Annotated in this window: 24 protein-coding genes; 14 read left to right on the top strand and 10 right to left on the bottom strand. The window is 69.3% G+C overall.

The features are described 5' to 3' along the window. Positions 1-121 precede the first annotated feature (121 nt). The 3 genes from ACSMFO_RS18505 to ACSMFO_RS18495 all read right to left on the bottom strand — a co-directional run bounded on the left by ACSMFO_RS18505 (position 122) and on the right by ACSMFO_RS18495 (position 6,017). Positions 122-3,787, bottom strand: a complete 3,666-nt coding sequence (locus ACSMFO_RS18505) for an ABC transporter ATP-binding protein (RefSeq protein ID WP_436459794.1) — start codon at positions 3,785-3,787, stop codon at positions 122-124. A 182-nt stretch (positions 3,788-3,969) separates the two neighbouring features. After that, positions 3,970-4,854: an ABC transporter permease subunit gene (locus ACSMFO_RS18500; RefSeq protein WP_005150670.1), complete on the bottom strand. Its 885-nt coding sequence runs from the start codon at positions 4,852-4,854 to the stop codon at positions 3,970-3,972. Next, complete coding sequence (locus ACSMFO_RS18495; RefSeq protein ID WP_038508698.1) at positions 4,854-6,017, bottom strand: ABC transporter ATP-binding protein; 1,164 nt, start codon at positions 6,015-6,017, stop codon at positions 4,854-4,856. Before ACSMFO_RS18495 ends, ACSMFO_RS18500 begins: the two co-directional genes overlap by 1 nt. A gap of 583 nt (positions 6,018-6,600) precedes the next feature. On the opposite strand from ACSMFO_RS18495, the gene ACSMFO_RS18490 reads away from it, so the two are divergent. The 4 genes from ACSMFO_RS18490 to ACSMFO_RS18475 are packed head-to-tail and all read left to right on the top strand — an operon-like array spanning position 6,601 to position 8,234. Continuing rightward, positions 6,601-6,903: a YbaB/EbfC family nucleoid-associated protein gene (locus tag ACSMFO_RS18490; protein ID WP_436459792.1), complete on the top strand. Its 303-nt coding sequence runs from the start codon at positions 6,601-6,603 to the stop codon at positions 6,901-6,903. Then, positions 6,900-7,169, top strand: coding sequence for a hypothetical protein (locus tag ACSMFO_RS18485; RefSeq protein ID WP_038508702.1), 270 nt, complete (start codon positions 6,900-6,902; stop codon positions 7,167-7,169). Before ACSMFO_RS18490 ends, ACSMFO_RS18485 begins: the two co-directional genes overlap by 4 nt. Next, positions 7,169-7,498: a hypothetical protein gene (locus ACSMFO_RS18480; protein WP_038508704.1), complete on the top strand. Its 330-nt coding sequence runs from the start codon at positions 7,169-7,171 to the stop codon at positions 7,496-7,498. The genes ACSMFO_RS18485 and ACSMFO_RS18480 overlap by 1 nt, the downstream gene beginning before the upstream one ends. Next, positions 7,491-8,234 carry a hypothetical protein gene (locus ACSMFO_RS18475; protein WP_436459790.1) on the top strand — a complete coding sequence of 248 codons (744 nt, stop codon included), beginning with the start codon at positions 7,491-7,493 and terminating at the stop codon, positions 8,232-8,234. The genes ACSMFO_RS18480 and ACSMFO_RS18475 overlap by 8 nt, the downstream gene beginning before the upstream one ends. A 35-nt stretch (positions 8,235-8,269) precedes the next feature. On the opposite strand, the gene ACSMFO_RS18470 is transcribed toward ACSMFO_RS18475, so the two are convergent. Both ACSMFO_RS18470 and ald read right to left on the bottom strand, forming a co-directional pair. Further along, complete coding sequence (locus ACSMFO_RS18470; RefSeq protein ID WP_436459788.1) at positions 8,270-11,005, bottom strand: BTAD domain-containing putative transcriptional regulator; 2,736 nt, start codon at positions 11,003-11,005, stop codon at positions 8,270-8,272. A gap of 124 nt (positions 11,006-11,129) precedes the next feature. Further along, the gene (gene ald, locus ACSMFO_RS18465; RefSeq protein WP_436459786.1) at positions 11,130-12,245 is read right to left on the bottom strand and encodes an alanine dehydrogenase; all 1,116 of its coding nucleotides are present in this window, start codon (positions 12,243-12,245) and stop codon (positions 11,130-11,132) included. A gap of 165 nt (positions 12,246-12,410) precedes the next feature. On the opposite strand from ald, the gene ACSMFO_RS18460 reads away from it, so the two are divergent. The 3 genes from ACSMFO_RS18460 (at position 12,411) to ACSMFO_RS18450 (ending at position 14,116) form a co-directional block, all read left to right on the top strand. Continuing rightward, complete coding sequence (locus tag ACSMFO_RS18460) at positions 12,411-13,352, top strand: zinc-binding dehydrogenase (protein WP_436459785.1); 942 nt, start codon at positions 12,411-12,413, stop codon at positions 13,350-13,352. Further along, entirely contained in the window at positions 13,352-13,771 is a 420-nt protein-coding gene (locus ACSMFO_RS18455) for a pyridoxamine 5'-phosphate oxidase family protein (protein WP_360121746.1), read from the top strand. Before ACSMFO_RS18460 ends, ACSMFO_RS18455 begins: the two co-directional genes overlap by 1 nt. Before the next feature lie 117 nt (positions 13,772-13,888). Continuing rightward, positions 13,889-14,116 carry a hypothetical protein gene (locus tag ACSMFO_RS18450; RefSeq protein WP_007033850.1) on the top strand — a complete coding sequence of 76 codons (228 nt, stop codon included), beginning with the start codon at positions 13,889-13,891 and terminating at the stop codon, positions 14,114-14,116. A 121-nt stretch (positions 14,117-14,237) separates the two neighbouring features. Here the strand turns inward: ACSMFO_RS18450 and ACSMFO_RS18445 are convergent, their stop codons facing one another. From ACSMFO_RS18445 to ACSMFO_RS18435, 3 genes are all read right to left on the bottom strand, one after another. Continuing rightward, positions 14,238-15,791: a PucR family transcriptional regulator gene (locus tag ACSMFO_RS18445; protein WP_436459782.1), complete on the bottom strand. Its 1,554-nt coding sequence runs from the start codon at positions 15,789-15,791 to the stop codon at positions 14,238-14,240. Positions 15,792-15,827: 36 nt separating this feature from the next. Continuing rightward, positions 15,828-16,001, bottom strand: coding sequence for a hypothetical protein (locus tag ACSMFO_RS18440; protein ID WP_436459780.1), 174 nt, complete (start codon positions 15,999-16,001; stop codon positions 15,828-15,830). Positions 16,002-16,074: 73 nt separating this feature from the next. Next, positions 16,075-16,425 (bottom strand): PadR family transcriptional regulator, encoded by a 351-nt coding sequence (locus ACSMFO_RS18435; protein ID WP_436459779.1) that lies wholly within the window; start codon positions 16,423-16,425, stop codon positions 16,075-16,077. Positions 16,426-16,482: 57 nt separating this feature from the next. On the opposite strand from ACSMFO_RS18435, the gene ACSMFO_RS18430 reads away from it, so the two are divergent. The 3 genes from ACSMFO_RS18430 to metX all read left to right on the top strand — a co-directional run bounded on the left by ACSMFO_RS18430 (position 16,483) and on the right by metX (position 19,353). Next, positions 16,483-16,881, top strand: a complete 399-nt coding sequence (locus ACSMFO_RS18430) for a VOC family protein (protein ID WP_038508717.1) — start codon at positions 16,483-16,485, stop codon at positions 16,879-16,881. 79 nt (positions 16,882-16,960) lie between these two features. Continuing rightward, entirely contained in the window at positions 16,961-18,262 is a 1,302-nt protein-coding gene (locus ACSMFO_RS18425; RefSeq protein ID WP_360121754.1) for a bifunctional o-acetylhomoserine/o-acetylserine sulfhydrylase, read from the top strand. Continuing rightward, complete coding sequence (gene metX / locus ACSMFO_RS18420; RefSeq protein ID WP_436459778.1) at positions 18,259-19,353, top strand: homoserine O-acetyltransferase MetX; 1,095 nt, start codon at positions 18,259-18,261, stop codon at positions 19,351-19,353. Before ACSMFO_RS18425 ends, metX begins: the two co-directional genes overlap by 4 nt. A 324-nt stretch (positions 19,354-19,677) precedes the next feature. Here metX and ACSMFO_RS18415 read toward each other — a convergent pair whose 3' ends face one another. Beyond that, positions 19,678-20,175 carry a hypothetical protein gene (locus ACSMFO_RS18415; RefSeq protein WP_436459777.1) on the bottom strand — a complete coding sequence of 166 codons (498 nt, stop codon included), beginning with the start codon at positions 20,173-20,175 and terminating at the stop codon, positions 19,678-19,680. Between the two features lie 57 nt (positions 20,176-20,232). After that, positions 20,233-20,823 (bottom strand): SACE_7040 family transcriptional regulator, encoded by a 591-nt coding sequence (locus ACSMFO_RS18410; RefSeq protein ID WP_073848354.1) that lies wholly within the window; start codon positions 20,821-20,823, stop codon positions 20,233-20,235. A gap of 151 nt (positions 20,824-20,974) precedes the next feature. Here ACSMFO_RS18410 and ACSMFO_RS18405 point away from each other — a divergent pair, with 151 nt between their 5' ends. The 4 genes from ACSMFO_RS18405 (at position 20,975) to ACSMFO_RS18390 (ending at position 26,856) form a co-directional block, all read left to right on the top strand. Beyond that, positions 20,975-21,784 carry an SGNH/GDSL hydrolase family protein gene (locus tag ACSMFO_RS18405; RefSeq protein WP_436459775.1) on the top strand — a complete coding sequence of 270 codons (810 nt, stop codon included), beginning with the start codon at positions 20,975-20,977 and terminating at the stop codon, positions 21,782-21,784. A 146-nt stretch (positions 21,785-21,930) separates the two neighbouring features. Further along, complete coding sequence (locus ACSMFO_RS18400) at positions 21,931-23,544, top strand: carboxyl transferase domain-containing protein (RefSeq protein ID WP_436459773.1); 1,614 nt, start codon at positions 21,931-21,933, stop codon at positions 23,542-23,544. A 175-nt stretch (positions 23,545-23,719) separates the two neighbouring features. Further along, on the top strand, positions 23,720-25,705 hold the full coding sequence (locus ACSMFO_RS18395) for an acetyl/propionyl/methylcrotonyl-CoA carboxylase subunit alpha (RefSeq protein WP_436459771.1): 1,986 nt from the start codon (positions 23,720-23,722) through the stop codon (positions 25,703-25,705). Further along, on the top strand, positions 25,702-26,856 hold the full coding sequence (locus ACSMFO_RS18390; RefSeq protein ID WP_037306689.1) for an acyl-CoA dehydrogenase family protein: 1,155 nt from the start codon (positions 25,702-25,704) through the stop codon (positions 26,854-26,856). The genes ACSMFO_RS18395 and ACSMFO_RS18390 overlap by 4 nt, the downstream gene beginning before the upstream one ends. The last annotated feature ends 29 nt before the right edge of the window (positions 26,857-26,885 follow it).

Genomic DNA, 26,885 nt, shown 5'->3' with positions numbered 1-26,885 from the left:
TCGACGTGCTTGAAGGCGCGACTCGCGTGATTGGGGGCGCGACTCGCGTGATTGAAGGCGTGACACGCGTGATTGGACGGACGACACGCGTGACTGGACGGACGACACGACCACGGCACGGTCAGCCGAGGGACCAAAGGCGGGCGTAATGGCCGCCCGCGGCGACGAGTTCCGCGTGCGTGCCCTGTTCGATGATCCGGCCGTGGTCCAGCACCACGATCCGGTCCGCCTTGGCGGCGGTGGCGAGACGGTGCGCGACCACGAACGTCGTGCGGCGGCGCGCGAGTTGTTCGGTCGCGCGCAGGACGGCGGCTTCGGTGGACGGGTCGAGTGCCGCGGTCGCCTCGTCGAGCAGGAGGACGTCGGGGTCCACGAGTTCGGCACGGGCGAGGGCGACGAGTTGCCGTTGCCCGGCCGAAAGGGACCGTCCGCGTTCACCGACGGGCTGGTGGAAACCGGCCGGGAGCGCGGCGACACCGTCGAGCGCGCCGACGGACCGGACCGCTTCCTCGACCTCCGCGTCCGTCGCGGAAGGCCTGCCGTAGCGCACATTGTCCGCGACGGTTCCCGAGAACAGATGCGCTTCCTGCGGTACCACACCCATTCGCGTGCGCAGGGCGGCGAGGTCGTACTCGCGGATGTCGGTCCCGTCGATTCGCACCACGCCGCCTGTCGCGTCGTAGAAGCGCGCGACGAGCTTCACCGCCGTCGACTTCCCGGCGCCCGTCGCGCCGACCAGTGCGACGGTCTCGCCGGGCGCGACTTCGAGTGAGAGCTGTGAAAGGGCGGGTTCGTCCGTTGCGGTGTAAGCGAAATCGACGTCCTTGAAGGAGACCTCGCCGCGCAGGCGCTCCGGCATGGCGACCGGGTTTTCCGCCTGTGGAACGGAAGTCGGTGTGCGCAGGAGATCGCCGATCCGCGTCAGGCCGACCCGCGCCTGCTGGTAGCCGTCGAACACCGAGGACAGTTGCTGGATCGGTGAGAAGAACTGCCCCAGGTACAACAGGAACGCCACCAGCACACCGGCCGACAACGTACCCGCCGCCACCCGGTTCGCGCCGACGATCAGCACGACGACCTCGGCCAGTCCGGAAAGCATTGCCGCGAAAGGGAAGTACGTCGCGACGAGACGCTGGGCGCGAAGCCGCGAACGCCGGTATTCGTCGCTTCGGGACGCGAACTTCTCAGCCGTGCGCTCCTCGCGCGTGTACGCCTGCGCGACCCGCAGCCCGTTCACGTTCTCCTGCATGTCCGCGTTGACGACACTGACCCGTTCCCGGGCTTCGGTGTACGCCTTGGACGACGCTCGTCGGAAGATCACGGTCGCCACGACGAGGATCGGCAGCACGGCGAGCGCGTACGCCGCCAAACCGATGTCGGTGATCATCAGCGCCGCCGCGATCCCGACCAGCGTCAGCGCGCTCACCACCGCCTGCGCGACACCGGTCTGCAGGAACGTCGAGAGCGCGTCGACGTCGGTGGTCATCCGGGTCATGATCTTCCCGGACAGTTCGCGTTCGTAGAAGTCGAGCCCGAGCCGTTGCAGGTGGGCGTAACTGCGCACGCGCAGCGAGTACAGCACCGTCTCGCCGACCCGCGCCGTCATCTTCGTCTGGAGGTACACCACCAGCCAGTCGGTGAGGATCACCAGCGCGCCGATCCCGGCGGCCAGCCAGATCACCGCCTCGGCGCCGGCGCGCACACCGTTGTCGATGCCGTGCTGATACAGCGCGGGCATCGCGATGGTGGCCAGCGCGTCCGCCGCGACCAGCCCGATCACCAAGGCGAGCGGGCCGCGCACCGGTTTCAGCAGGCGGCCGAGGCGGAACTTCGGTTCGGGCGCGGTGACATCCGTGCCCGGCAACCGCGGGACATCCGTGGCGGGCGGCAGTTTCCGGACACCCTCGATGAGTTCCTGGCTCGGCGGCAGGTCGACGTCCCATTCGCCGCCCGAGCCCTTCCGCTCGCCGGCCAGCTCGTCGGCCTTGTCCTGCTCCGGCCACAGCGCGGGGGTGATCCCGGCGGGACCGCAGTCGAGACCCTCGCAGCGATGCGGCTCCTCGACGTCGTCACCCGGACCCGCGACGAGTTCGCGGAACAGCGGGCAGCGGGCTAGCAGTTCCTCCTCGGTGCCGACGTCGACGACGCGGCCCTTGTCGAGCACGGCGATCCGGTCGGCGAGGGCGAGGGTGGAGCGGCGGTGCGCGATCAGCAGGGTCGTCCGGCTCGCGGTGACCGAACGCAGCGTGTCGTGGATCGCCGCCTCGGTGACCGTGTCGATGGCGGAGGTCGCGTCGTCGAGGACCAGCACGCGCGGATCGGTCATCAGCGCCCTGGCGAGGCCGAGCCGTTGCCGCTGACCGCCGGACAACGTGAGCCCGCGCTCGCCGACGAGCGTGTCGTAGCCGTCGGGGAGACGCTGGATGAACTCGTCCGCTTCCGCGGCCCGCGCGGCCGCGCGGATCTCTTCGTCGCTCGCGTCCGGCCTGCCGTAGGCGATGTTGTCGCGTACCGACGACGAGAAGAGGAACGCCTCTTCGAAGACCACGCCGATCGCACCGCGCAGATCGTGCTGCCGGACGTCGCGGACGTCGAGGTCGCCGACCTGGACCGAGCCGCTGTGCACGTCGTAGAACCGGGGCAGCAGCAAGGAGATCGTCGATTTGCCCGAACCGGCCGTGCCGACCAGCGCGAGTGTTTCGCCCGGCCGCGCCTCCAGGGTGAGACCGTCGAGCACGGGATCCGACCGCGTGTAGCCGAAGGAGACGTCCTCCAGCCGGACACCGAGCGGGCCGTCGGGCAGCGGCCGCGCGTCCGGGCTGTCGACGACGTCGGGCTGCGCGTCGATGAGTTCGTTGACCCGTTCCGCGCCCGCCCTGGTCAGCTGGGCCTGCACGACCAGGCTGGAGATCATCCGCGCCGGGCCGATCAGGATGGACAGATAGGTCGCGAACGCCAGGAAGGTGCCGAGGCTGACCTCGCCCTTCAACGCCAGGACGCCGCCGACCGCCAGCACCGCGACCTGGCCGGCGGCGGGAAGGGCCGCCGTCGTGGCCGTGGGCAACGAGGACAGCCGGGCCGCGCGCATACGTTCCGCGAAGAGCTTCTTCGCCGTCTTCTCCAGCTTCGCGACTTCGCGCGCTTCCTGGCCGAAACCCTTCACGACGCGTACGCCGGTGACGGTCTCCTCGACCTGCTGCGCGACGTCGGCCGCGCGCTGCTGGGCCGCCCAGGTCGCGGGGAAGAGCCGTTTCCGGCTCACCGCCATGATGATCGCGATCGCCGGGGCGACCACCATCGCGATCAAGGTCAGTGTCGGCGACATCCACAGCATCGCGCCGAGTGACAGCAACGCGAAGATCACCGAACCCGCCGAAAGCGGCACCTGCATCAGGACCGAAGTGACCAGCTGCAGATCCGAGATCGCGCGCGAGGCGACCTGCCCGGTGCGCAACGCGTCCTGCTTGCCGCCGTCGAGCCGCGAGACCGCGCCGAACACCTGGCGGCGCAGGTCGTGCTGGACGTCGAGGGCCAGCCGCCCGCCGACGTACCGGCGGGCGAACGCGTTGCCGAAGGTCAGCACCTGCAGCACCGCCATCACGGCGGCGAGCAGGCCGAGCCGGGAGGTGTCGCCCGCGACGGCGTCGTCCAGCGCCTCGCGGATCAGCAGCGGACCGGCGGCCTGGAGCCCGACGCCGATGATCGCCGCGCCCAGCGAGAGCACGACGAGCCACGGATGTTTCCAGCACGAAGCGGCCAGACGGCGGATCCAGCCTCCGGTGGGCACCGGGGCCGTCTCACGTGCCGGACTGGCTTGACGGGGACGAGGTGGAGCAGTGGTCACCCCGCAAGCCTAGGCGTCCGCACCGACAGTCCCGGCCGGTTCGCGCAGGGCCGAACGCCATGAAAGGTCCTTTCCTTGCGAAATTTGCAAGGAAAGGACCTTTCATGGCGCTTGTGGACTGTGACTTACGTGATGTCCTTCTTCTGGTTCACGGCCCAGCCGGCGAGGAAGAAGATCATCGTCCAGCCGAAGAAGATGAGCGCCGAGGCCCACCACGAGAACGCGCCCGGGGCACCGGCCGCGTACTGCAGCGCCCACGCCGTCTCGTCCTGCAGGCCGGGCACCTTCACGCCGGCGGCGCCGAACGCCTCCGCGCCGATGGCGCCCACGATGCCGTTCACCGTGCCGTTCGGCAGGACGCCGCCCAGCCAGGTGATGTCGGCGGCACCGAACATGACGAACACCAGCACGTTCTCGACCACCAGCATCCAGATGGTCAGCGTGATGATGCTGCCGACCACGCTGCGCCAGACCGCGCCGACCCCGATACCGAACAGGGTCGCCAGGATCGTCGCGAGGACACCCGCGCCCAGCACGCCCAGCCACTGGCCCGCCGTCGGCAGGCGCTGGCTGTCGACCGTGATCACGGTGCCGAGGCTCGCCGCGCCCACGATGATCACGCCGTAGATCGCGCCCCAGGCGATGTAGGTGATCATCTTCGCGCTCAACGCCGAAACCCGGTTCGGGGCGGTGAGGAACGTCGTCGTGATCGTCTTCTTCGTGTACTCGCCGGCGAGGGCGAAGACGCCGAAGATGATCGGGATCATCGTGCCGATGTTGATGCCGTGCCCGAGCGCGAGCAGACCGACCGGCAGCTCACCGGTCGAGATGCCGAGCGCCTCGGTCAGCTCACGGGTGTCCGAGCGGCCGAGGAAGTCGCTGAAGTCGTTGGTGACCATGCCCCAGAACAGGGCGAACGCGAAAGCGAAGACCACCGCGGGGATCATCAGCGCCCACCACGCCTTGAGCGTGAGCGTCTTGCGGAACTCCGCCTTGATCAGGTTGCCCATCAGCCCTGGCCTCCCCAGCCCTCGTTCTGGCCCTGCTGCTGCGCCTGCTGCTGAGGCGGCGCCTGCTGGTACTGCGGTTGCTGCGGCGGCTGACCCTGCTGCTGGAACTGCTGCGGCGGCGCGAAACCGGGCGGCGGCGTGTTCTGCGGCGCGTAGCCGGGCGGCGGCCCCTGATAACCGGGCGGCGGGCCCTGATAGCCCGGAGGCGGACCCTGGTAGCCCGGCGGCGGGCCCTGCTGGAAACCGGGCTGCGGCGCCGCGTACTGGCCCTGCGTCAGCTGGAAGAACATGCGCTCAAGATCCGCCGTCTCCTCCTGCATGCCGTAGACCGCGATGCTCGCCTTCGCGGAGACGTCACCGATCTGCTGCACCGTCGCGCCGGAGACCGCGACCCGGCCGTCGGGCATCGGCGCGACCTGCGTGATCCCCGCCTCCTGCAACGCGGAGACGAGACCGCTCGCGTCGGCGGACTGCACCAGCACCCGGGACTGGTTGCTCTTGCGCAGCTGGTCCAGCGAGCCGTTGTAGCGCGTCATGCCCTGGCTGATGATCACGACCTGGTCGATCGTCTGCTCCACCTCGTTCAGAAGGTGGCTCGAGACCAGCACCGTGCGCCCCTCACGCGCGTACGCGCGCAGGAAGTTCCGAAGCCACAGGATGCCTTCGGGGTCGAGCCCGTTCGTCGGCTCGTCCAGCACCAGCACCTGCGGATTCCCCAGCAACGCCGTCGCCAGCGCCAGCCGCTGCCGCATACCGAGCGAGAACCCGCCCGCCTTGCGGTCCGCCGCCGACGAAAGACCCACCAGCCCCAGGACCTCGTCCACCCGCTGATCCGGCATCCCGATCGCCGCCGAGTACACGCGCAGGTGATTCCGCGCCGTGCGACCCGGGTGGAAACCCTCGTTCTCCAGCACCGAACCGACGACCCGTGCCGGATTCCCCAGCTGGTCGTGCGGGCGCCCGTTGATGGTCGCCGTGCCGTTCGTGGGCGTCACCAGCCCGAGCAGCATCCTCAGCGTCGTCGTCTTCCCGGCCCCGTTGGGCCCCAGGAAGCCGGTCACCGAACCGGGCTCCACCGTGAAGCTCAGATTCTGGACCGCGTTGACCGCACCGAACTGCTTGCTCAGGTTCTGCACCGCGATGCGGCCACTGCCGTCGTGCATACCGTCCCCTTTTGTTGACGAAGGCCGATCACGCGACATCCTGCCTCACGGGGTGAGTCCGTACCCGAGGAAGGGGTCAATCCGCCGAAAGCGACCTTCGTCACGTTCGACCGGGTGACGGATGCGTCCTCCAGGGCACCCGTCGCTGCGCCGAATGGCCGCTGACTACCGGATATACGACGCAGAGCGCGGAAAATCACCGACCTGGCCAGCGGTTCGTGAAGAAATAATTCGGAAGACATGGCAACCCCATGCAGCGCGACGGCCACTTATTACCTACGATGTAGGAGGCGGCCCGCTCCCAGTGACCCCCAGGCTGGTCGAGCGGGCCGCCCTCAGCCCCTTTGCCCCACTTCGGTCGACGCTGGCGCGTCTTCCCGAAGGTGGGGCTTCGTCGTATCACCCCGGGGGGCCGAGCCCCCCGGACCCCCGCGGTGCGGTCGGCGCCGGTCTCGACGGGGTGGCCTAGGGCGCGGAGCGCCCTGGCCGGGCGAGAGCGCGCAGGGTACGGAGCGCGGGGAAAGGTCTGGGAAAGGTCGGGGCGTGATCCTGTCGTCTGTTAGGTGACGAGGGGAGACGACCGGTGGACATAGATCCGGTACGGAAGATCAGAGAGTTCGCGGAACTGCTCGCGAGGAGCAAGGCCGCGCTTGTGCAGGCCGAGGGGGAGCTGGCGGGGCGGCGCTACACCGCGTCGGCACGTGGGGGACTTGTGCGGGCGGAGGTGGATCATCGGGCGCGGCTCGTCGGGATCCACATCGACCGGGCCGCGGTGGCACGCAGCCGCAGTGGAGAACTCGGCGCGTACATCGTCGAGGCGGTCGGTCAGGCGCGTGAAGAGGCCCGCGCCGAATATCGGCGGCTGGCCCGGGTGGGCGTCCGATGAACGGCCTGCTGCGGCTCCACGACCTCGATGACGAAGACGACAGGCGGGCGACCTCCCGGCGAGAAGAACACTTCGCCGGCGCGGACATCGACGCCGGTCTCGGCAGGGTCCACGTCGACGAGGCCGGTGACCTGGTCGCCGTCGACCTCGACGAGCGGGCACTGCGCACGATGAACCCGGCCGCGCTCGGCGGCCACCTCCTCTCGGCGATCGAGCGGGCCGAACAGGCCGCCAGGTCCGAGCGGATCGAACGGAGAAGGCTCTGATGGCAGAGGGAACCGGCTACGAGGTCGTCCCGGAATCGCTCGCGGACATGGCGACGGAGTTCCAGACCGCGGCCGAATCGTGGACCACGCTCAAGGACACGATCGGCGGGCTGACGATGCAACCGGGCGACCTCGGTCTGCTCGCCACCGGCGCGGGATACATCGAGGCGTACAACGACGCGTGCAAGCTCATCGTCGAGAAACTCGGCGAGGCGATCACGAGTTTCGAGGACACCGAGTCCGCGCTCGTCACCGTCGCCAACACCTACGCCGCGCAAGACGCCGAGTACTACGAGCAGTTCGGCTACCTGGGGAGCGACGATGACTGAACCCGCGCCGTACCCGGAAGGAGACGCGGCGACAGTGCAGGACGCCGCGGATTTCTTGAGCACTGTCTGCGGTCCCGCCGTCGCCACCGGGGTGAGGGTGATTCTCGACGAGATCCGCAAGCTTCTCGGCGACCGCACGATCCCCTCGTCGCGCGCCACCCAATGGGGCGAAGCGCAGAAGACACCGAGCACGGTTGCCGACGGGCTGAACACGATACTCGGTTCGCTGGACGCGTATTGGCAGGGAGGCGCGTTCGACGCGTTCAAGACCCACACCGATCGGGTCGTCCAGGAGTGCGACCTGACGGCCGCGAAACTGGGGGAGGTGGGCTCCCTGCTCGCCCAAACGATCGCCTTCGTGCATGAGACGTGGGGGATGGCCATCGGGTTCATCACGAAGGCGGCCGCAGGCTGTGCCAGTCTTTTCGACCCGACCGAGGTGCTCGGCGCGATCAACGACCTGGCCACCAGCTACGCCGATCTCATCGAGAACGCCCTCTCGACGATGGGCGAGTTCGCGTCCAACGTCAAGGCCGTCGAGATCTCCGCGCTCAGCTTCCCGGCGCCGGGAACACTGCCGTCCGAAGTGAGCAACCCGGACAAGTGGGTCCTCGAACCGGCGCCGGAACACCCGCCGGAGGACAAGAAGCTGCCTGCCGAAGCCGGGATGGCCGAATCGCCAGGCGGCGTCACCACCCCCGACGAACCGGACACGGCGGAAGCGGAACCCGCCTGATCCGGGGAAACCCGGCCGCCTCGGCGCGTGGGCCCTCACGCGCCGAGGCGGGCCCGGATCTTCTCGGCGATCGGGTCGCCGGTGGCCGTGCACAGCCCGAGTGCCTCGTGGAGATGGTCCCGAGCCTCGGTTTCGCGTCCGTCCGCCACCGACAGGTCGGCGAGCTGGACGAGCAGCCGCGCGGAGCCCCACCGGTCGTCCAGTTCGCGCGTGATCGCGAGCGCGTCCCGGTACTCCTCGCTCGCCTGCTCCCGCAGTCCTTTGTCCCGGTACAGATCGCCGAGCGTGCGCAGGGTGAACCGCAGCGACGTGCGATCGCCGCTGCTCCGCTGCAGTGCGACGGCGTCCCGCAGATGACGCAGGGAGTCGTCGAAGAGGCCCTGCTGACGGCGAAGATCGCCGAGATTGTTCAGCGCGATGCCCTCGCCGTGGAGGTCGCGGTCCGCCTGGAACATCTCAAGCGCGGCCGTGTAACTCGCCGCCGCCTCGGCGAAGCGGCCCATGCTGTCCTGTGTCACGCCGAGGTTGTTCAACGTCCACGCCTGTCCGTGCCGGTTGCCGAGCTCGTGGAACACCTCCGCCGTGGTGCGGAAGTACTCGATCGCCTTCTCGAAACCGCCGACGTCGTCGTGCGCGATCCCGAGGCCGAGCAGCAGGTACGCCTCGTCGATGCGCCTTCCGGACCGCCGGGCCGCGGCCACCGCGATCTCGTGGGTGACCAGCCAGTCGTCCCAGTGTTTGGTCAGGTAGAACAACCGCATCAGCGCGGCGGCCAGCAGGCAGCAGATGTGGTCGGCGCCCTGTTCCGCCGCGGTCCGCACCAGGGTCACCAGGTTCGCGCGCTCGGAGGCGAACCAGGCGAGCGCGTCGTCGCGGGTGTGGAACGGTGCTTCGGTTCGCGTCTCCTCCACCCCGCTCAAGTCGATCACCCGGGCCTTCGGGTCGACGAACGCGCGGGCCGCGATCACCGTGCGCAGGAACCACACGAACAGCCGTCGCATGCCCGCCTCACGGGAGGCGGGCTCGACCTCGTCCGCGAGTTCCCGTGCGTAGGCGCGGAGCAGGTCGTGTGTCCGGTAGCGCCCGGCGAAGCCCTCCTCGACGAGGTGCGATCGGGTGAGCGCGTCGAGAGCCTTTCGAGTGGCACGCAGGTCTTCGCCGGAGAGCGCGGCGAACGCAGACGCCGTGAGGTCGTGCCCGGGATGGAGGCCCCACAGGACGAAGAGCCGCGCGGAGGACGGTGGCAGGTGATGGAAGGACCGGGAGAACACCGAGCGGATCGCGGTGTGGGCGTCGCCGTCGGCGTCCATCAGGTCGAGGCGCCGGTGCTCGTCCGCCAGTTCGGCGGCGAGGTCGGCGACGCTGATGTTGTCGCGGGCGCGGAAGATCTCCGCGGCGACCCGCAGGGCGAGCGGCAGCCGGACGCACTGCCGCACCACCTTGTCGATCGCGTCGGCGTCGTCCGTCCGTTCGCCCGCGAGGCCACGGAACAATTCCCGCGCGTCGGAAGACGGCAGCCGTCGCAGGACGATCCGGTTCGCGCCGTCACGGGCCACCAGCCCGGCGAGTGAATCCCGGCTCGTCACGACGACGTGGCAGGACGAACTCATCGGCAGCAGAGGCCGGACCTGCTCGCAGGTCCGCGCGTTGTCGAGCACGACGAGCAGACGGCGGCGGGCGGTCAGCGCCCGGAACCGCGCCGCCCGCGCCGGGAGGTCGCGGGGGATCGCCGGGCCTTCGACCCCCAAAGCCTGGAGGAACCCTTCGAGCACGTTCGCGGCCGAGGGCGGCTGCTCCGGCCCATAACCCCGGAGGTCGACGTACAGCTGGCCGTCGGGGAAGCGGGGGCGGACGCGGTTGCCCCAGCGGATCACCGTCGCGGTCTTGCCGACGCCCGCGGTGCCCACCACGACGGACACCGGTGCCGAATCCCGGCCGGACAGGGCGAGCTGATCGTCCAATTCGGACAGTTCCGCCGCCCTGCCGACGAAGTTCCGTACGGTGCGGGGCAGTTCCGACGGCACGACCGCCGGTGCCGTCGAGCCCGCCGGCTCGATCGGTAGCCCGGCGAGGATGCGCCTTTCGGCTTCGCGAAGCTCCGGGCCCGGCTCGATCCCGAGTTCTTCGACGAACAGCCGTCGTGCCGCGCGGTAGACGCCCAAGGCCGTCGTGCGCCGCCCCGCCCGGTAGAGCGCGATCATCAGCAGTTCGTGCAGGCGTTCCCGGAACGGGTGACGGCGGATCAGTTCGGTCAGCTCGTCCACCAGGGACGAAGGCCCGCCGTCGGAGAGTTCGGCCTGGCACAGCGTTTCGATGGCGGCCAGCCGGCGCTCGGTGAGCCGCCGCGCCCGCTCGGCCAGCTCCGGCGAGTCGAGCCCGTCGTACGGCTCACCGCGCCACAGCGCGAGCGCCTCACGCGACAATTCGGCGCACCGCCGCGGATCGCTCGCGACGGCTTCGTCCACGAGGGACTCGAACCGCTGGGCGTCGAGTTCCCCCGGCAGCACCCGCAGGTGGTAGCCGCCCTCCCCGCTCGCCAGCCGATCCGGTTCGCCGAGCAGCCGCCTCAGCTTGTGGACGTGCAGGTACAGCTTCGACGCGGAATCGTCGGTTTCCCCCGGCCACAAGACGTCGACGAGCGTGCTCGCCGGGACGTCGCGGTTGGCGTTCGCCAGCAGCGTCCCCAGCAGGACCTTCTGCATACGTCCGGTGACGGCGACGGCACGGCCGGTGGAACGGATGCGGATCGGCCCCAGTACCTCGAATTCCATCGAGTACCTCCCCGCGGACAGTGTGCCGCGACCGTGGGGAGCCGAGGGCCGGAAAGCCGCAAAAAGGAGCGAGGGACCTTTGCTCTCGGGCAAAGGTCCCTCGCGTGGGAGTGTGGCGTGGGGGTCAGGCCAGGACGGCGGCCAGCTCCGTGGCGGGCAGGTCGTGCGCGGCCGCGACCGGGGCGTTGGTCAGCGCGCCCCCGTGCGTGTTGAGGCCCTTCGCGAGCGAAGCGTCGGCCTGCAGCGCCTTCTGCCAGCCGTGGTCCGCCAGCTGGACGGCGTACGGCAGCGTCACGTTGGTCAGGCCGTAGGTCGAGGTGCGGGGCACCGCGCCCGGCATGTTCGCGACGCAGTAGAAGACCGATTCGTGGACCTTGTAGGTCGGCTCGTCGTGCGTGGTCGGCCGCGAGTCGGCGAAGCAGCCGCCCTGGTCGATCGCGATGTCCACCAGCACGCTGCCGGGACGCATCCGCGACACGAGGTCGTTCGAGACCAGCTTCGGGGCCTTCGCGCCGGGCACGAGCACCGCGCCGATGACCATGTCGGCCTCCAGCACGGACTGCTCGACCGACAGCGCGTTCGAGGTCACCGTGCGGATGCGGCCGCCGAAGTCGTTGTCGATCTGGCGGAGGCGGTCGACGTTGGTGTCGAGGATCTCGACGTCCGAGCCGAGGCCGAGCGCGACCCGCGCCGCGTTGAGGCCGGCGACACCGCCGCCGATCACGACCACGCGCGCCGGGTGGACGCCGGGGATGCCGCCGGGCAGGACGCCGCGGCCACCGCTCGGCTTCATCAGGGAGAACGCGCCCACCTGCGGCGCCAGCCGTCCGGCGACCTCGGACATCGGCGCGAGCAGCGGCAGCGCGCGGTTCGGGGTCTGCACCGTCTCGTAGGCGATCGCGGTGGTGCCCGCGGCCAGCAGCGCGTCGGTCAGCGGCCGGTCCGCGGCGATGTGCAGGTAGGTGAACAGCACCTGGTCGGCGCGCAGCCGCGGGTACTCCTCGGCGATCGGCTCCTTGACCTTGAGCACGAGTTCGCCCTCGGACCAGGTCTCCTCGGCGGTGGCGAGGATCTTCGCGCCCGCGGCGACGTACTCGTCGTCGGAGATGGACGAGCCGACGCCCGCGCCGGTCTCGACGAAGACGTCGTGGCCGCGCCCGGTCAGTTCGTGCACGCCCGCCGGGGTGAGCGCCACCCGGTATTCATGCTTCTTGATCTCACGGGGGACGGCGATACGCACGGAAAGCCTCCTGGCGACGGTTCTGCGAACAAGGTGCTGCCACTCACGGTGAGCCACCCGGACGGCGGTGTCATCGTTCGCCGGTGACAGTGTTGAGAACCGATCGTGGTTTTCGCGGCACAATCGCTTGACCTCCAGTCAACTGGAGCTTGCACCTTGGGTCACATGAGAGCCGTGTGGTTGAAAGAGTTCGGCGGGCCCGAAGTGCTCGTCGCGGGCGATGCCCCGGATCCCGTGCCCGCAGCGGGCCAGGTGCTGATCGAGGTGGCCTTCGCCAACATCACGTTCGTCGAGACGCAGTTCCGCGCGGGCGGGGGCGGGCCGTTCCGCGCCGAGCCGCCGCTGATCCCGGGCAACGGCGTCGGCGGCGTGATCAGCGCGGTCGGCGAAGGGACGGACCTCGGTCTGGTCGGCAAGCGCGTCGTGACCTCCACCGGCGGTTCCGGGGGCTACGCGGAACGGGTCGCGGTCGACGCCGAAGCCGTTTTCGAGGTGCCGGACGGCCTGGCCCTCGACGCCGCGGTGGCGATCCTCGCCGACGGCCGCACGGCGACCGCGCTGGTGACCGCCGCGCGGATCCGGCCGGGGGAGCGCGTGCTCGTCGAGGCGGCGGCGGGCGGGGTCGGCGGGCTGCTCGTCCAGCTCGCCAAGGCCGCCGGCGCCGAGGTCGTCGGCGCGGCGGGCGGCGCCGCGAAGACCGAACACGTCCGGGAGCGGGGCGCCGATCTGGCGGTCGACTACCGCGAGCCGGGCTGGGCGGAGAAGACGGGCGAGGTCGACGTCGTGTTCGACGGGGTCGGCGGTGAGATCGGGACGGCGGCGTTCGGTTTGCTGAAGCCGGGCGGCCGGATGCTGATCTACGGCCTGTCGAGTGGTTCGTGGACGGAGGTGTCCGAAGAGGACGCCGCCGCGCGCGGGGTCACGGTCATCCGGGGCCTCGGCGGGCCCGAACAGATGCGGGCGTTCACCGAGTCCGCGCTCGCCGAAGCCGCCGCCGGACGGCTGGAACCCTTGATCGGCCAACGGTTCCCGCTCGCGCGGGCGGCGGACGCGCACGCGGTCATGCAGTCGCGGGGCGCGCTCGGCAAGACGGTCCTCGAGGTCTGATGTTCGACGTCGACGAATTCCTCGCCGGTCCGCTGACGGCCAGGGTCGCCGCGGCCGGGCCTTCCGTGCGCCCGACCTGGTACCTCTGGGAGAAGAAGGCCTTCTGGATCCTCACCGGACCATGGGCACGGCTGGCCGGTCTCGTCCGCGAGTCGCCGTCGATCGCGGTGACCGTCGACGTGTGCGATGTCGGCACCGGCCTGGTGCGGCAGGTGCTCGCGCGCGGTGAGGCCGAGGTACTGCCGTTCGACGTCCCTCGTGGACAGCGGCTGCTGAGCCGGTACCTCGGTCCCGACGAGCGCAAATGGGATGCGCGTTTTCGTTCTTACCTGCACGATGATCCCGAGGTGAAAGGGACCGTCTGGGTCCGGATGGTGCCGAAGAGATTCGTCGCCGAAGACCTCGGCTATCGGGTATGACGCACGGCCGCGTTCGCTGGGGGTGGGCGCGGTCGTGCAACCTGCGAAACGGTAAATGCAGCACGATCGAGTCAAGATGTTGATCTTACTGGCCGGTAAGCTGCCATTCTGTTCCGCATGACAAATCAGGACTGGCGGCGGGAGCGGCGTGTCCGCACCGTCGACACCGAAGGCAATCCGGCCGATGTCATCGTCGGCCTTGTCGAAACCCCCGGGCACGGATACGAAGCCGCGCTTCGGGTCGACGGTGGCCCCGGTGTTCTTTTGCCGCTTTACCCCGGTGCCGATCTGCTCGCCGCGGTACGGCAGACCATTGAGGACGGATATCGCGCCAGCGCGCACTGAACCGTCGAATGTCATGAAAGGGTCTTTCAAGACGTTTTCCGTCCTGAAAGACCCTTTCCTGACGTCCGGGTGCGGAATGTCGCGCTACAAAGTGTTCGTTATCGAGCAGTTTGTAGTGGAATCAACTCCACCGCAGGGAAACGAGTTGCGTGATCAACGCCAGCCGGACGTCGGGATCGTCGAGATCCAGCGGGACGAGGTCGAGCAGCCGCCGCATCCGGTACCGCAGGGTGTTGGGATGGATCCGGAGTTCCTTCGCGGCCGCGCGCGGGTCTCCCGGATGCCGCAGCCACTGGTAGAGCGTGTCGACGTAGCCGCTCTCGTGGGCTTCGTCGTGCGCGCGCAACAGGCCGAGCGGGCCGAGCTCGGCGACCTTCGAGGTGCTCGCCGCCGTCGCGCCGCGATGCAGCGAAAGGGCTGTCCATGCCTCGTCGAAGACCACGACGCGGCCTGGGACGAGCTTCGCGCGAAGCAGGCCCAGTGCCTCGTCGGCCTGGAGTCGTGAGGTCGCGAGTTCGCCGATTTCGCGGGCCGAACCGGCGGCCGCCCGAGGTGTCCCGCCCTTCCTCGACGACGGCAGGGCTTCGAGGGCCGCCCGGAGTTCGTCCCAGCCGTCGCCGTCCGGGACGACGGCGTAGAGGACACCGCCGAGTTCGGTGGCCACCGGCCGCCTGCCGACACCCTGCGAGATCCGTTCGAGGAGCGCGAGCCGCAAGCCCTCGTCGTCGCGGCCGTCGCCGCCGGAGACCTCGATGACGACCACGCGGTGCGGCTCCTCTGACAGGTCGAGTTCCGCGATCGCCTTGCGCGGGCTGGCCTTCCCTTCGAGGACCGCGCGCAGGAGCTCGGCCGAGACCCGGCGTTGCGAATCGGTGTGCGCGCGGCGGCGCAGCAGATGCAGCGCGACGACGGGGGCCGCGTCGGCGAACGCGGCCGCGCGTTCGTCGGAGACCGGTCCCGCGACGACCGCCCACATCGACCCCAGCAGTTCGCCGCCCATCCGGATCGGCACGATGAGCCGCGGCAGCGTGCCGTCGCGTTGCGCGGGCACGAAGATCGTCTGCCGCCCACGGGAAAGTTCGCGGAACACGCCTCGCGACCGGAACCGCGCGAGCACGTCGTCCGGGATGCGGCGGCCCATGATCGTGGACACGCGCGCCGAGTCGGTCAGGTCCTGCCGGGCCGAGTACGCGAGCACCCGCGAGTTGGTGTCTTCGATGGTGACGGGCGCGTCGACCACCGAAGCGACCGCGTCCGCGAGCCGGAACAGGTCGCCGGAACCGGGGCCGCCGCCGTCCTCCAGCGCGTCCGACTCGTCGGCCAGCGCGTCGAGGACCGTCCTGAGCAGCCAGACGAGCTGGGCCCACGACGTCGCGGAGCGCACCTCGATCAACGCGATGTCGGCCGATTTCGCCGCCCGTTTCACCGAGGGCTTCGCCGCGAGCGGGGGTTTCAGCAGGACGGCGGCGGCGCCTTTGGCCGCGCTGAGCTTGACGAGTTCGGCGGCGTCCGGGGTTTCGGTGATCGCGACGCCGAGGACGAGGTCCCCCGCGGCCAGGGTGTGGCCGGGCTCGGCGATGACGACGTCTCCGACTGCGGGGGACTCCTCGGGGACCTGGAGGGCGTGCAGCAGCGTCGGCCCCACCCGGTCGACGACAGTGCGCACGGAAACCATGGGGCGATTGTCCAGCAGGTGGGACCACCGCACACGTCAGGCCTCGCGGGGCGTCCTCGCGTCGATGTCCTCGGGCGTGAACCGCTCGCGTTTCGTGGTCAACGCCCACAGGTGACCGTCGGGATCGACGATCCGGCCGTAGCGTTCGCCGAAGAACATCTCCTCGACCGGCGCCTCCACGCTCGCGCCCGCGAACACCGCGCGCCGCACGCCTTGCCGTAGAAGGAAAGCGACCTGTCGACGTTCTTGACGAACAGATGCGGCGTCAAGCCGAGCGCCCGGCTCACGCCGACTCCGCGCGTTTCAGGAGCCCCGCCTGGTCGGCGACCGCGACGAGCTTGCTCAGGAACTCCGCCTCGCGGGCGGCGACTTCGCGGCCGGCGCGGGTCACCCGGTAGTAACGGCGGCGGGAGTCGTGCGGCTGGTCCTCGCTCGCGTCCGGGGCCTCTTCGACCAGGCCGTCGGCGACGAGCCTGCCGAGGGTCCGGTACAGCGTGCCCGGGCCGAGCTGAGCGGTACCGCCGCTCACCTCGTCGACGAAACCCATGATCGCGTAGCCGTGCGCGCGCCCTTTCGCGAGCGCCAGCAGGGTCTGGAACGCCGCGGGCGTGAGCTGCGGGTTGCCGTCGGCCATCCGCGAAGCATACACTCCGATCTCGTTATATCCACGATGGATACAAAGGAGCCGGACGTGGCGATTCGAGGCGTGCACAAGATCGTGGTCGGCGTGCGGGATCAAGAGCGCGCGAAGCGGTTCTGGTCCGAGGTCGTCGGATTCGAGATCACCACCGACGTGCCGTACGACGACAACGGGAACCGGTGGGTCGAGGTCACTTCAGCCGATGGGGTGACGTCGCTCGTCCTGAGCACCGCGCCGGAGGACCTCAAACGCTTCGAGGTGCGGGACGAACTCCCGACGGGCAATTTCTTCTTCTACGCCGACGACATCGAAAAGACGTACGAGGAGCTTTCGGCGAAGGGCGTCGAGTTCCCGGCCAAGCCGGAGAAGCAACCGTGGGGCTGGTGGGCGATGTTCACCGATTCGGAGGGCAACAGGTTCGCTCTCCAGGAAAGGAATCCCACCTCCTGAGAGCGGTTGGGTGCTCCGTCCGGCGGAGCTAGCTTCGGTGCCAACAGCCGAAACCCCTTGAGCCGCTAGGAGAATCGCGATGAGCGCGGACGGATGGTCGTTCGAGACCAAGCAGATCCACGCGGGTGCGGCGCCGGACACCGCCACCGGTGCGCGGGCGACCCCGATCTACCAGACCACCTCGTACGTGTTCCGCGACAGCCAGCACGGCGCCGATCTGTTCAGCCTCGCCGAGCCCGGCAACATCTACACGCGGATCAACAACCCCACGCAGGACGTGCTGGAGCAGCGGCTCGCCGCGCTCGAAGGCGGGGTCGCGGCGCTGGCGTTCGCCTCCGGGACCGCGGCCACGACGGCGGCCATCCTCAACCTCGCGAACGCCGGTGACCATTTCGTCTCCAGCCCGGCGCTTTACGGCGGTACCTACAACCTCTTCCATTACACGCTGCCGAAGCTCGGCATCGAGGTGTCGTTCGTCGAAGACCAGGACGACATCGAGCAGTGGAAGGCGGCCGTCCGGCCCAACACCAAGCTGTTCTTCGCCGAGACGCTGGCCAACCCGGGCAGCAACGTCCTCGACATCCGCAAGGTCGCCGACGCCGCGCACGAGGCCGGTGTCCCGCTGGTCGTGGACAACACCGTGCCGACGCCATACCTCGTCCGCCCGATCGAGCACGGCGCCGACATCGTGGTCCACTCGGCGACCAAGTACCTCGGCGGGCACGGCACCACGGTCGCCGGGGTGCTGGTCGACGGCGGCACCTTCGACTTCGGCAAGGATCCGGCGCGGTTTCCCGGGTTCAACGAGGCCGACCCGAGCTACCACGGTCTCAAGTACTGGGAGGCGCTCGGCCCGGGCGCGTTCGCCGCCAAGGCCCGGGTCCAGATCCTGCGCGACACCGGCGCCGCGATCGCGCCGCTCAACAGTTTCCTGATCCTGCAAGGGATCGAGACACTTTCGCTGCGGCTGGAGCGGCACGTGTCCAACGCGCAGGCGCTGGCCGAATGGCTGGAGCAGCGCGACGAGGTCGAGAAGGTGTACTACGCCGGGCTGCCGTCGAGCCCGTATCACGAGGCCGCCAAGAAGTACCTGCCGAAGGGTGCCGGCGCGGTGCTGTCGTTCGATCTGCGCGGCGGCGTCGAAGCCGGACGGGCCTTTGTGGACGGTACGGAACTGCACAGTCAGCTGGTCAACATCGGCGACGTGCGCAGCCTGATCGTGCACCCGGCCTCGACGACGCACAGCCAGCTCACGCCGGAGGAGCAGCTGTCGAGCGGTGTCACGCCGGGCCTCGTGCGGCTCGCCGTCGGCCTGGAAGGGATCGAGGACCTCAAGGCCGACCTCGAGGCCGGATTCCGGGCGGCGAAGGCCGCTCTGTGACCGGTGCTTGGCGAGAGGGAGAGCCGCCTGGACGTCGCCGCTTCGTCAGCGGCGTCCAGGCGCTCGAAACCGGCGGGACGCTGCCCTTCACGCTCGCTTACGAAACCTGGGGAACACTGAATCCCAGCGCCTCCAACGCGATTCTCGTCGAGCACGCCCTGACCGGGGACAGTCACGCCGTCGGCCCTGCGGAGGAGGGCCACGTCAGCCCCGGCTGGTGGGACGGCCTGATCGGGCCGGGCAAGGCGATCGACACGGACGAGTTCTTCGTCGTGGTCCCGAACGTGCTCGGCGGCTGCCAGGGATCGACCGGCCCGTCGTCGGCGCATCCGGACGGAAAGCCTTGGGGCAGCAGGTTTCCCGCCGTGACGGTCCGGGACCAGGTGGCGGCCGAGACCGTCCTCGCCGACGCGCTCGGCATCGGCCGGTGGGCCGCGGTGATCGGCGGATCCATGGGCGGGATGCGTGCGCTGGAATGGGCGGTGAGCGAACCGGAGCGGGTCGCGGCGCTGCTCGTCCTCGCGTCGACCGCGCAGGCGTCGGCCGACCAGATCGCCTGGGCCGCACCGCAACTGCACGCCATCCGGTCCGATCCGGGCTGGCACGGCGGCGACTACTACGACGTCCCGGGCGGCGGTCCGGACGCCGGGCTCGGCATCGCGCGCCGCATCGCGCACGCGACTTACCGCAGCGAAGCCGAACTGGCTCAACGCTTCGGCCATCGCCACCAGGACGGTGAAGACCCGCTGCGCGGCGGCCGGTTCGCCATCGAGTCCTATTTGGACTATCACGCCGGGAAGCTGTCTCGCCGGTTCGACGCGGGCAGCTACGTGGTGCTCACCGAATCGATGAACACCCACGACGTCGGCCGCGGGCGGGGCGGCGTCGCGAACGCGCTCGGCCGGATCACCGCGCGCACCGTCGCGGCCGGGGTGGACAGCGACCGGCTCTACCCGCTGTACCAGTCGCGGGCCATCGCGGACGGGGTCGCCGGGGCGGAATTCGCCGTCGTCGCGTCGCCTTACGGGCACGACTCGTTCCTGATCGAGACCGAGCAGATCGGGCGGCTGGTGAAGCTCCTGCTGGGATAGCCGCGCCAGCCGCACGGCGCGACATGCCGTTGCGAAAGCCACTTTCGCAACGTTGAAGGTTGCGAAAGTGGCTTTCGCAACCGGTTCCCGCCGGATCGCTCGCCGCTCAGTGTTCCCCGACCGGCTCGATTCGCTGACTTGGCATGTCGCGAAAGCCACTTTCGGGACATCCGGCGGCCGCAGGGTGTCGGACTAGCTGTCGCGTAACGGACGACACACGTGATCAGACGGCCGACTCTCGTGATCAGACGGACGGCGCACGTGATGTCCGGCTGATCACGCGTGCCGTCCATCCAGACACGCGAGCCGGCCACTGCGCGGCGGCTAGTCCGCGACGGCGTCCGAGATCCAGGGCGCGACCGGCAGGTCCCGGTCCAGGCATTCCGCCGACAGCCGGATCGTCCACCGCAGCGCCTGCAGCACAAGACTGTCGACCTCGTCCGGCGCGGCGTTGGCGAGCGCGATCTCGACCTGCTCCTGCGCCGCCTCGCTGTTGCCGTGCACCTCGGCCAGCAGCGTGCGGACGGCCGTCCGCACCGGCGGGTCCGCCTGGTCGATCGAGACCTCTTCGCCGTCTTCGTCGAACACCTGCACCTTGACCGGCGCACTTCCGCCATCACCCAGCGTCGACACCATGGCGCTGCATTCGCCGAACAGCATCATCACGAGCTCTTTGGTCTCGTCGGAGCGGGCCTGCGGCTCGACGGCGGTCGGCGTGAGCTCGTCGAGCGCCTCGGCGTCCTCCCCGAGGCTGATCGCCACGAGCGCACGCTGCGCCTTTTCGACGAGCCTCCGCTCGTACTCGCTCCTGTCCGGCTCCACGTGCCTATCAAACACCAGAGGACGGAAAAGTGGGGATAGGCCGAAACCCGGTCGTGGTCACTTGGCGGAGTGCAGTGCACCCAGCGCGAGACGGCAGAGCATCTCGGCCAGTTCGCTGTCACCGAGATGGCGGTTGTACGGCGTCGAATTGATCAACCCGAATACCGCGTGCGCCGCCGAACGCGCCTGGCGCTCGCCGATCCCGGGGACGGCGTCGCTGATCGCCCGCACCCAGACCTCGACGTACTGGCGTTGCAGGGCGCGGACCTGCTTGCGGTCACTGTCGGTGAGGTTGGCGAGGTTGCGTTCCTGGACGGTGATCAGCGCGGGATGCGTGAGCGCGAAACCGACGTGAAAATCCACCAGTGCTTCGAGGACTTCGCCCGGTTCGTCCCGTTGGCTCGCCCTGGCCGTCCCGCCGTCGAGGAGGTAGCGGCTGATCGAGTTCAGCATCTCGCCGAGGATGGCGTCCTTGCTGCGGAAATGCCGGTACAGCGCCGGGCCGGATATGCCGACGGCCGCGCCGATGTCGTCGATGCCGACTCCGTGGAAACCGTGGTGGGCGAAGAGCTCGGCGGCGGCGGCCATGATCTGTTCACGCCTGTTCGCCTTCTCGCCGTTCACGAGTGGGGTGGGGTTCGCCGGCATCTGGCCATATTAAGGCCGCGTGTTAGCGAGCGCTAACACGCGGCCGTACTTCCAGCCTGAGCCAAGTGGGCTACCTGGGGAAATGACCCTGTCGTGTGGGGCTACCACCTGGTAATGCTGTCTCTCGTTAACTTGTCACAAAGGAGTGACCATGTCCGTCCCTGCTCGGATCAAAGCTCTTTCCATCACTCGTTTAGGTGCGGCCCTGGGGGTCGCTGTCCTTGCCACCCTCGGTCTCGCGGGCACCGCCCAAGCGGCGACCAACTACGTGGCGCTCGGTGACTCGTACTCGTCCGGCGTCGGTGCCGGCAGCTACGGGAACTCGGGCGATTGCATGCGCAGTGCCAACGCCTATCCCCAGCTGTGGGCCAACGCCCACGCCGGGACCACCTTCAAGTTCGTCGCGTGCTCGGGGGCGCGCACCGGCGACGTGCTCAACCAGATCGCGAACGTCACCTCCAGCACGACGCTGGTGACGGTCTCGGTCGGCGGTAACGACGCCGGTTTCGCCGACGTCATGACCACCTGCACCACCGGCAGCGACCAGACCTGCATCAACCGGGTCAACACCGCGAAGACCTATGTGAACAACACGCTTCCCGGGCTGCTGAACAACGTCTACAGCAAGATCAAGGCGAAGGCGCCCGGCGCGAAGCTGGTCGTCCTCGGGTACCCGCGCTTCTACACGGTGCCGGGTTCGTGCTCGGTCGGGCTGAGCGACACGAAGCGCACCGCGATCAACTCGGGCTCCGACGCGCTGGCGTCGGTGCTCTCGGCTCGTGCTTCGGCGAACGGTGCCAAGTTCGTCGACGTGCGGGGCGCGTTCACCGGACACAACATCTGCTCGTCGGCCGACGACTATCTGCACAGCCTCACCTGGCCGATCGTGAACTCGTACCACCCGACGGCCACCGGCCAGCGGGGCGGCTACTACAACCCGCTGGTCTCCGCCATCGGCTGATTTCCAGTACGTGAAGGCCCCCTTCATTGCGTCTAGCGCAGTGAAGGGGGCCTTCACGTACTTCCGGGGTGCGGTGGACAAGCGACGTTAGTGGGCGTTAACCTGTGCACGCGAGTTAACGACGGCTAACTTGGCGACGAGGAGCCATGGACACACCCGTACTGAGCACTTCTGCCGATCCGGGCAGCGACGAGTACGCCCGCAGCGTCACCTCCCACGCCGAGCTGGTCGAAGACCTGCGCAAGCGGCTCGCCGCCGCCCGGCTCGGGGGCCCGGAGAAATCCCGCACCCGCCACGTCGAGCGGGGCAAACTCCTGCCACGCGACCGGGTCGACACCCTCCTCGACCCGGGTTCGCCGTTCCTGGAGCTGTCCCCGCTGGCCGCCACCGGACTGTACGACGACGAGGCGCCCTCGGCCGGGATCATCACCGGGATCGGGCGGGTCTCCGGCCGCGAATGCGTGATCGTCGCCAACGACGCGACGGTCAAGGGCGGCACCTACTACCCGATGACGGTCAAGAAGCACCTGCGCGCGCAAGAGGTCGCGCTGCACAACAACCTGCCGTGCGTCTACCTGGTGGACTCCGGCGGCGCGTTCCTGCCGAGGCAGGACGAGGTCTTCCCGGATCGTGAGCACTTCGGCCGGATCTTCTACAACCAGGCCACGATGTCCGCGCGAGGCATCCCGCAGATCGCCGCGGTGCTCGGCTCGTGCACGGCGGGCGGCGCGTACGTCCCGGCGATGAGCGACGAAGCGGTCATCGTGCGGAACCAGGGCACCATCTTCCTCGGCGGCCCGCCGCTGGTGAAGGCCGCGACGGGCGAGGTCGTCACGGCCGAGGAGCTCGGCGGCGGCGACGTCCACTCGCGTCAGTCCGGTGTCACCGACCATCTGGCCGAGGACGACGCCGACGCCTTGCGCATCGTTCGCTCGATCGTGTCGACCTTGGGCCCGCGTACGCCGCGCCCGTGGGATGTCCTCCCGGCGGAGGCCCCGGTCGCCGACCCGAACGAGCTGTACGGCGTCGTCCCGACCGACCCGCGCGTCCCCTACGACGTCCGCGAGGTCATCGCGCGGATCGTCGACGGCAGCCGGTTCGGCGAGTTCAAGAAGGAGTACGGCTCGACGCTGGTCACCGGGTTCGCCCGGATCCACGGCCACCCCGTCGGCATCATCGCGAACAACGGCGTGCTGTTCGCCGAGTCCGCGATGAAGGGCGCGCATTTCATCGAGCTGTGCGACAAACGCTCGATCCCGCTGCTGTTCCTGCAGAACATCACCGGTTTCATGGTCGGCCGCGCCTACGAGGCGGGCGGTATCGCCAAGCACGGCGCGAAGATGGTCACCGCGGTGGCCTGCGCGCGGGTGCCGAAGCTGACCGTCGTCATCGGCGGCTCGTTCGGCGCCGGCAACTATTCGATGTGCGGCCGCGCGTACTCGCCGCGGTTCCTGTGGATGTGGCCGAACGCGCGGATCTCGGTGATGGGCGGTGAGCAGGCGGCGTCGGTGTTGTCCACGGTCCGCAGGGACGCCATCGAGGCGCGCGGCGGTGAATGGTCCACAGGGGACGAAGAGGCTTTCAAGGAGCCGATCCGCGATCAGTACGAGGCGCAGGGGAGCCCGTACTACTCGACGGCGCGGCTGTGGGACGACGGCGTGATCGACCCGGCGGACACCCGCACGGTGCTCGGCCTCGCGCTGTCGGCGACGGCCAACGCGCCACTTTCCGATGTCAACTACGGCGTCTTCAGGATGTGAGCGCGACGATGCAGAGGATCGCTCGACTCGGCCGAAGCCGGCGCGCATGCCGTCCGGAGGACTCGCGAACGTGGAGGCGGGCCGCCCTGGACACGCGAATCGAGATCGACTCGCCAACGAGCGGCCTGGCTACGCGTTCGCGATCGCGCGCCGCCGGAAAACACAGGATGTGAGCATGTTCGACACGGTTCTGGTCGCCAACCGCGGGGAGATCGCGGTCCGCGTGATCCGCTCGCTGCAGGGGCTCGGCATCCGTTCGGTCGCGGTGTACAGCGACGCGGACGCCGACGCCCGGCACGTCCGGGAGGCGCATACGGCTGCCCGTATCGGCCCGGCCGAAGCGGCGAAGAGCTATTTGTCCATTCCCGCGATCGTCCAGGCGGCGCTCGACACGGGCGCGCAGGCGGTCCACCCCGGCTACGGCTTCCTCGCGGAGAACGCGGAATTCGCCCGTGCGTGCGCCGAGGCGGGGCTGGTCTTCATCGGTCCGCCGGTCGCGGCCATCGACGCCATGGGCGACAAGATCCGTGCCAAGGCCACGGTCTCCAAGGCCGGGGTCCCGGTCGTGCCCGGTGCGTCCGATGTGGACATTCCCGAAGGTGGTTTCGCGGCCGCCGCCGAGAAGGTCGGGTTCCCGCTGCTGCTCAAGCCGTCCGCCGGTGGTGGCGGCAAGGGGATGCGGCTGGTCACCGAACTGTCCGAATTGGACGCCGCCGTCGAGTCCGCTCGCCGCGAGGCCAAGAGTTCCTTCGGTGACGACACCTTGCTCATGGAGCGGTTCGTCACCACACCGCGCCATATCGAGATCCAGGTGCTCGCCGACACGCACGGCAACGTGATCCACCTCGGCGAGCGTGAGTGCAGCCTGCAGCGGCGGCACCAGAAGATCATCGAAGAGGCGCCGTCCGTGCTCCTCGACGAAGCCACCCGCGCGAAGATGGGCGCGTCCGCCGTCGAGGCCGCGCGTTCGGTCGGGTACGTCGGCGCGGGGACGGTCGAGTTCATCGTTTCGGCCACCGCGCCCGACGAGTTCTTCTTCATGGAGATGAACACCCGGCTGCAGGTCGAGCATCCGGTGACCGAGCTGGTGACCGGGCTCGATCTCGTGGAGTGGCAGGTCAAGATCGCCGCCGGCGACGTGCTCACCGTGGCGCAGGACGACGTCCGGCTGGACGGCCACGCCGTCGAAGCCCGTGTCTACGCCGAAGATCCCGCCCGCGGCTTCATCCCGACGGGTGGCACCGTGCTCGCGGTCCACGAGCCGTCCGGCGAGGGCGTGCGCGTCGACTCGTGGATGAGCGAGGGCGCGGTCATCGGTTCGAACTACGACCCGATGCTGGCCAAGGTCATCGCCTGGGGGCCGGACCGCGCGGCCGCGTTGCACCGGCTCGATCTGGCGCTGGCGGACACCGCGTTGCTCGGCCTCGGCACCAACGTCGCCTTCCTGCGCGGGCTGCTCGCCGACGGCGACGTCCGTGACGGCAAGCTCGACACCGGCCTCGTCGACCGCCGGCTGTCCACTTTGGTCTCCGAAGAGGTACCGCCGGAGTTCTTCGTGGCGGCGGCGCTCGACCGGCTGCTTTCCCTGCAGCCGCAGGGAGACGTTGTCGATCCGTGGGATGTCCCGGACGGCTGGCGGCTCGGCGGTTCGGGCGGGATCGACTTCGCATTGAAGTCGGGAAGCTCCGAAGCCGTGGTGCGCGTGCAGGGCACTCCGGCGAACGCGCTCGTCAGTGTGGACGGCGCCGAGCCGGTGAGGGTTTCCGCGCGACGCCTCGGCGATCTGCTGGAAGTCCGGCATCCCACCGGTTTCCACCGCTACCGGCACTCGGCCGGGAGCGGGCGGGCGGTGTGGCTCGCGCGTGACGGGCACAGCTTCGCCATCGGCGAGCGTGAACGGCTGCGCTCGGCCGCCGGTGCCGCGGGCGGCGCCGGACCGGTCACCAGCCCGATGCCCGGGACTGTGCTCGTGGTCAAGGCCGCAGCCGGTGACGTGGTGACCGCCGGGACCCCGCTCGTGGTCGTCGAGGCGATGAAGATGGAGCACACGATCACCGCGCCGATCGACGGCGTGGTCAGCGAACTCCCCGTCCGCGCCGGCCAACAGGTCGCGCTGGACGAGACGGTAGCCGTCGTGACACCCCAAAAGGATGAGCAATGATCGACTTTCGGCTGGATGACGAGTACGAGGCGCTGCGCAAGACGGTCGAGGAGTTCGCGCGCTCCGAGGTCGCCCCGGTCATCGGCGACCTCTACGAACGGGAGGAATTCCCGTACGAGATCGTCGCGAAGATGGCCGAGATGGGACTGTTCGGCCTGCCGTTCCCCGAGGAGTACGGCGGCATGGGCGGCGACTACTTCGCGCTCTGCCTGACCCTGGAGGAGCTGGCGCGCGTCGACTCCTCGGTCGCGATCACCGTCGAGGCGGGCGTTTCCCTGGGGGCAATGCCGATCTACCGGTTCGGCACCGAGGAACAGAAGGAGAAGTGGCTTCCGGAGCTGTGCGCCGGTACCGCGCTCGGCGCCTTCGGGCTCACCGAACCCGGCGGCGGCTCGGACGCGGGCGCCACCCGCACGCGGGCGAAACTCGACGGCGACACCTGGGTGATCAACGGCAGCAAGTCGTTCATCACGAACTCCGGCACCGACATCACGAAGCTGGTCACGGTCACCGCCGTCACCGACGTGAAGGAGAACGGGCGCAAGGAGATCTCGGCGATCATCGTCCCGTCCGGCACGCCGGGCTTCGCCGTCGCGCCGAAGTACTCCAAGGTCGGCTGGAACTGCTCGGACACGCACGAGCTCTCGTTCGACGACGTCCGCGTCCCGGCCGAGAACCTGGTCGGCGAGCGCGGCCGCGGCTACGCCCAGTTCCTGTCTATTTTGGACGAAGGCCGGGTCGCGATCGCCGCGCTGAGCGTCGGGCTCGCGCAGGGCTGCGTCGACGAATGCCTGCGGTACGTCAAGGAACGCGAGGCGTTCGGGCACAAGATCGGCGAGTACCAGGCGATCCAGTTCAAGATCGCCGACATGGAGGTGCGCACGCACACCGCGCGGCTGGCGTACTACGCGGCGGCGTCGAAGATGCTGCGCGGTGAGCCGTTCAAGAAGGAGGCGTCGATCGCGAAGCTCGTCGCGTCGAACGCCGCCATGGACAACTCGCGCGACGCGACGCAGATCTTCGGCGGGTACGGCTTCATGAACGAGTTCCCGGTGAGCCGCTTCTACCGGGACGCGAAGATCCTGGAGATCGGTGAGGGGACCTCGGAGGTGCAGCGGATGCTGATCGCTCGGCACCTCGGCGTGGCCTGACACCCTTGACCATGCCGATAACTATACCG

Source organism: Amycolatopsis sp. w19 (assembly GCF_051373225.1).
GTDB lineage: Bacteria > Actinomycetota > Actinomycetes > Mycobacteriales > Pseudonocardiaceae > Amycolatopsis > Amycolatopsis japonica.
This window is presented reverse-complemented; position numbering and strand designations above follow the sequence as displayed.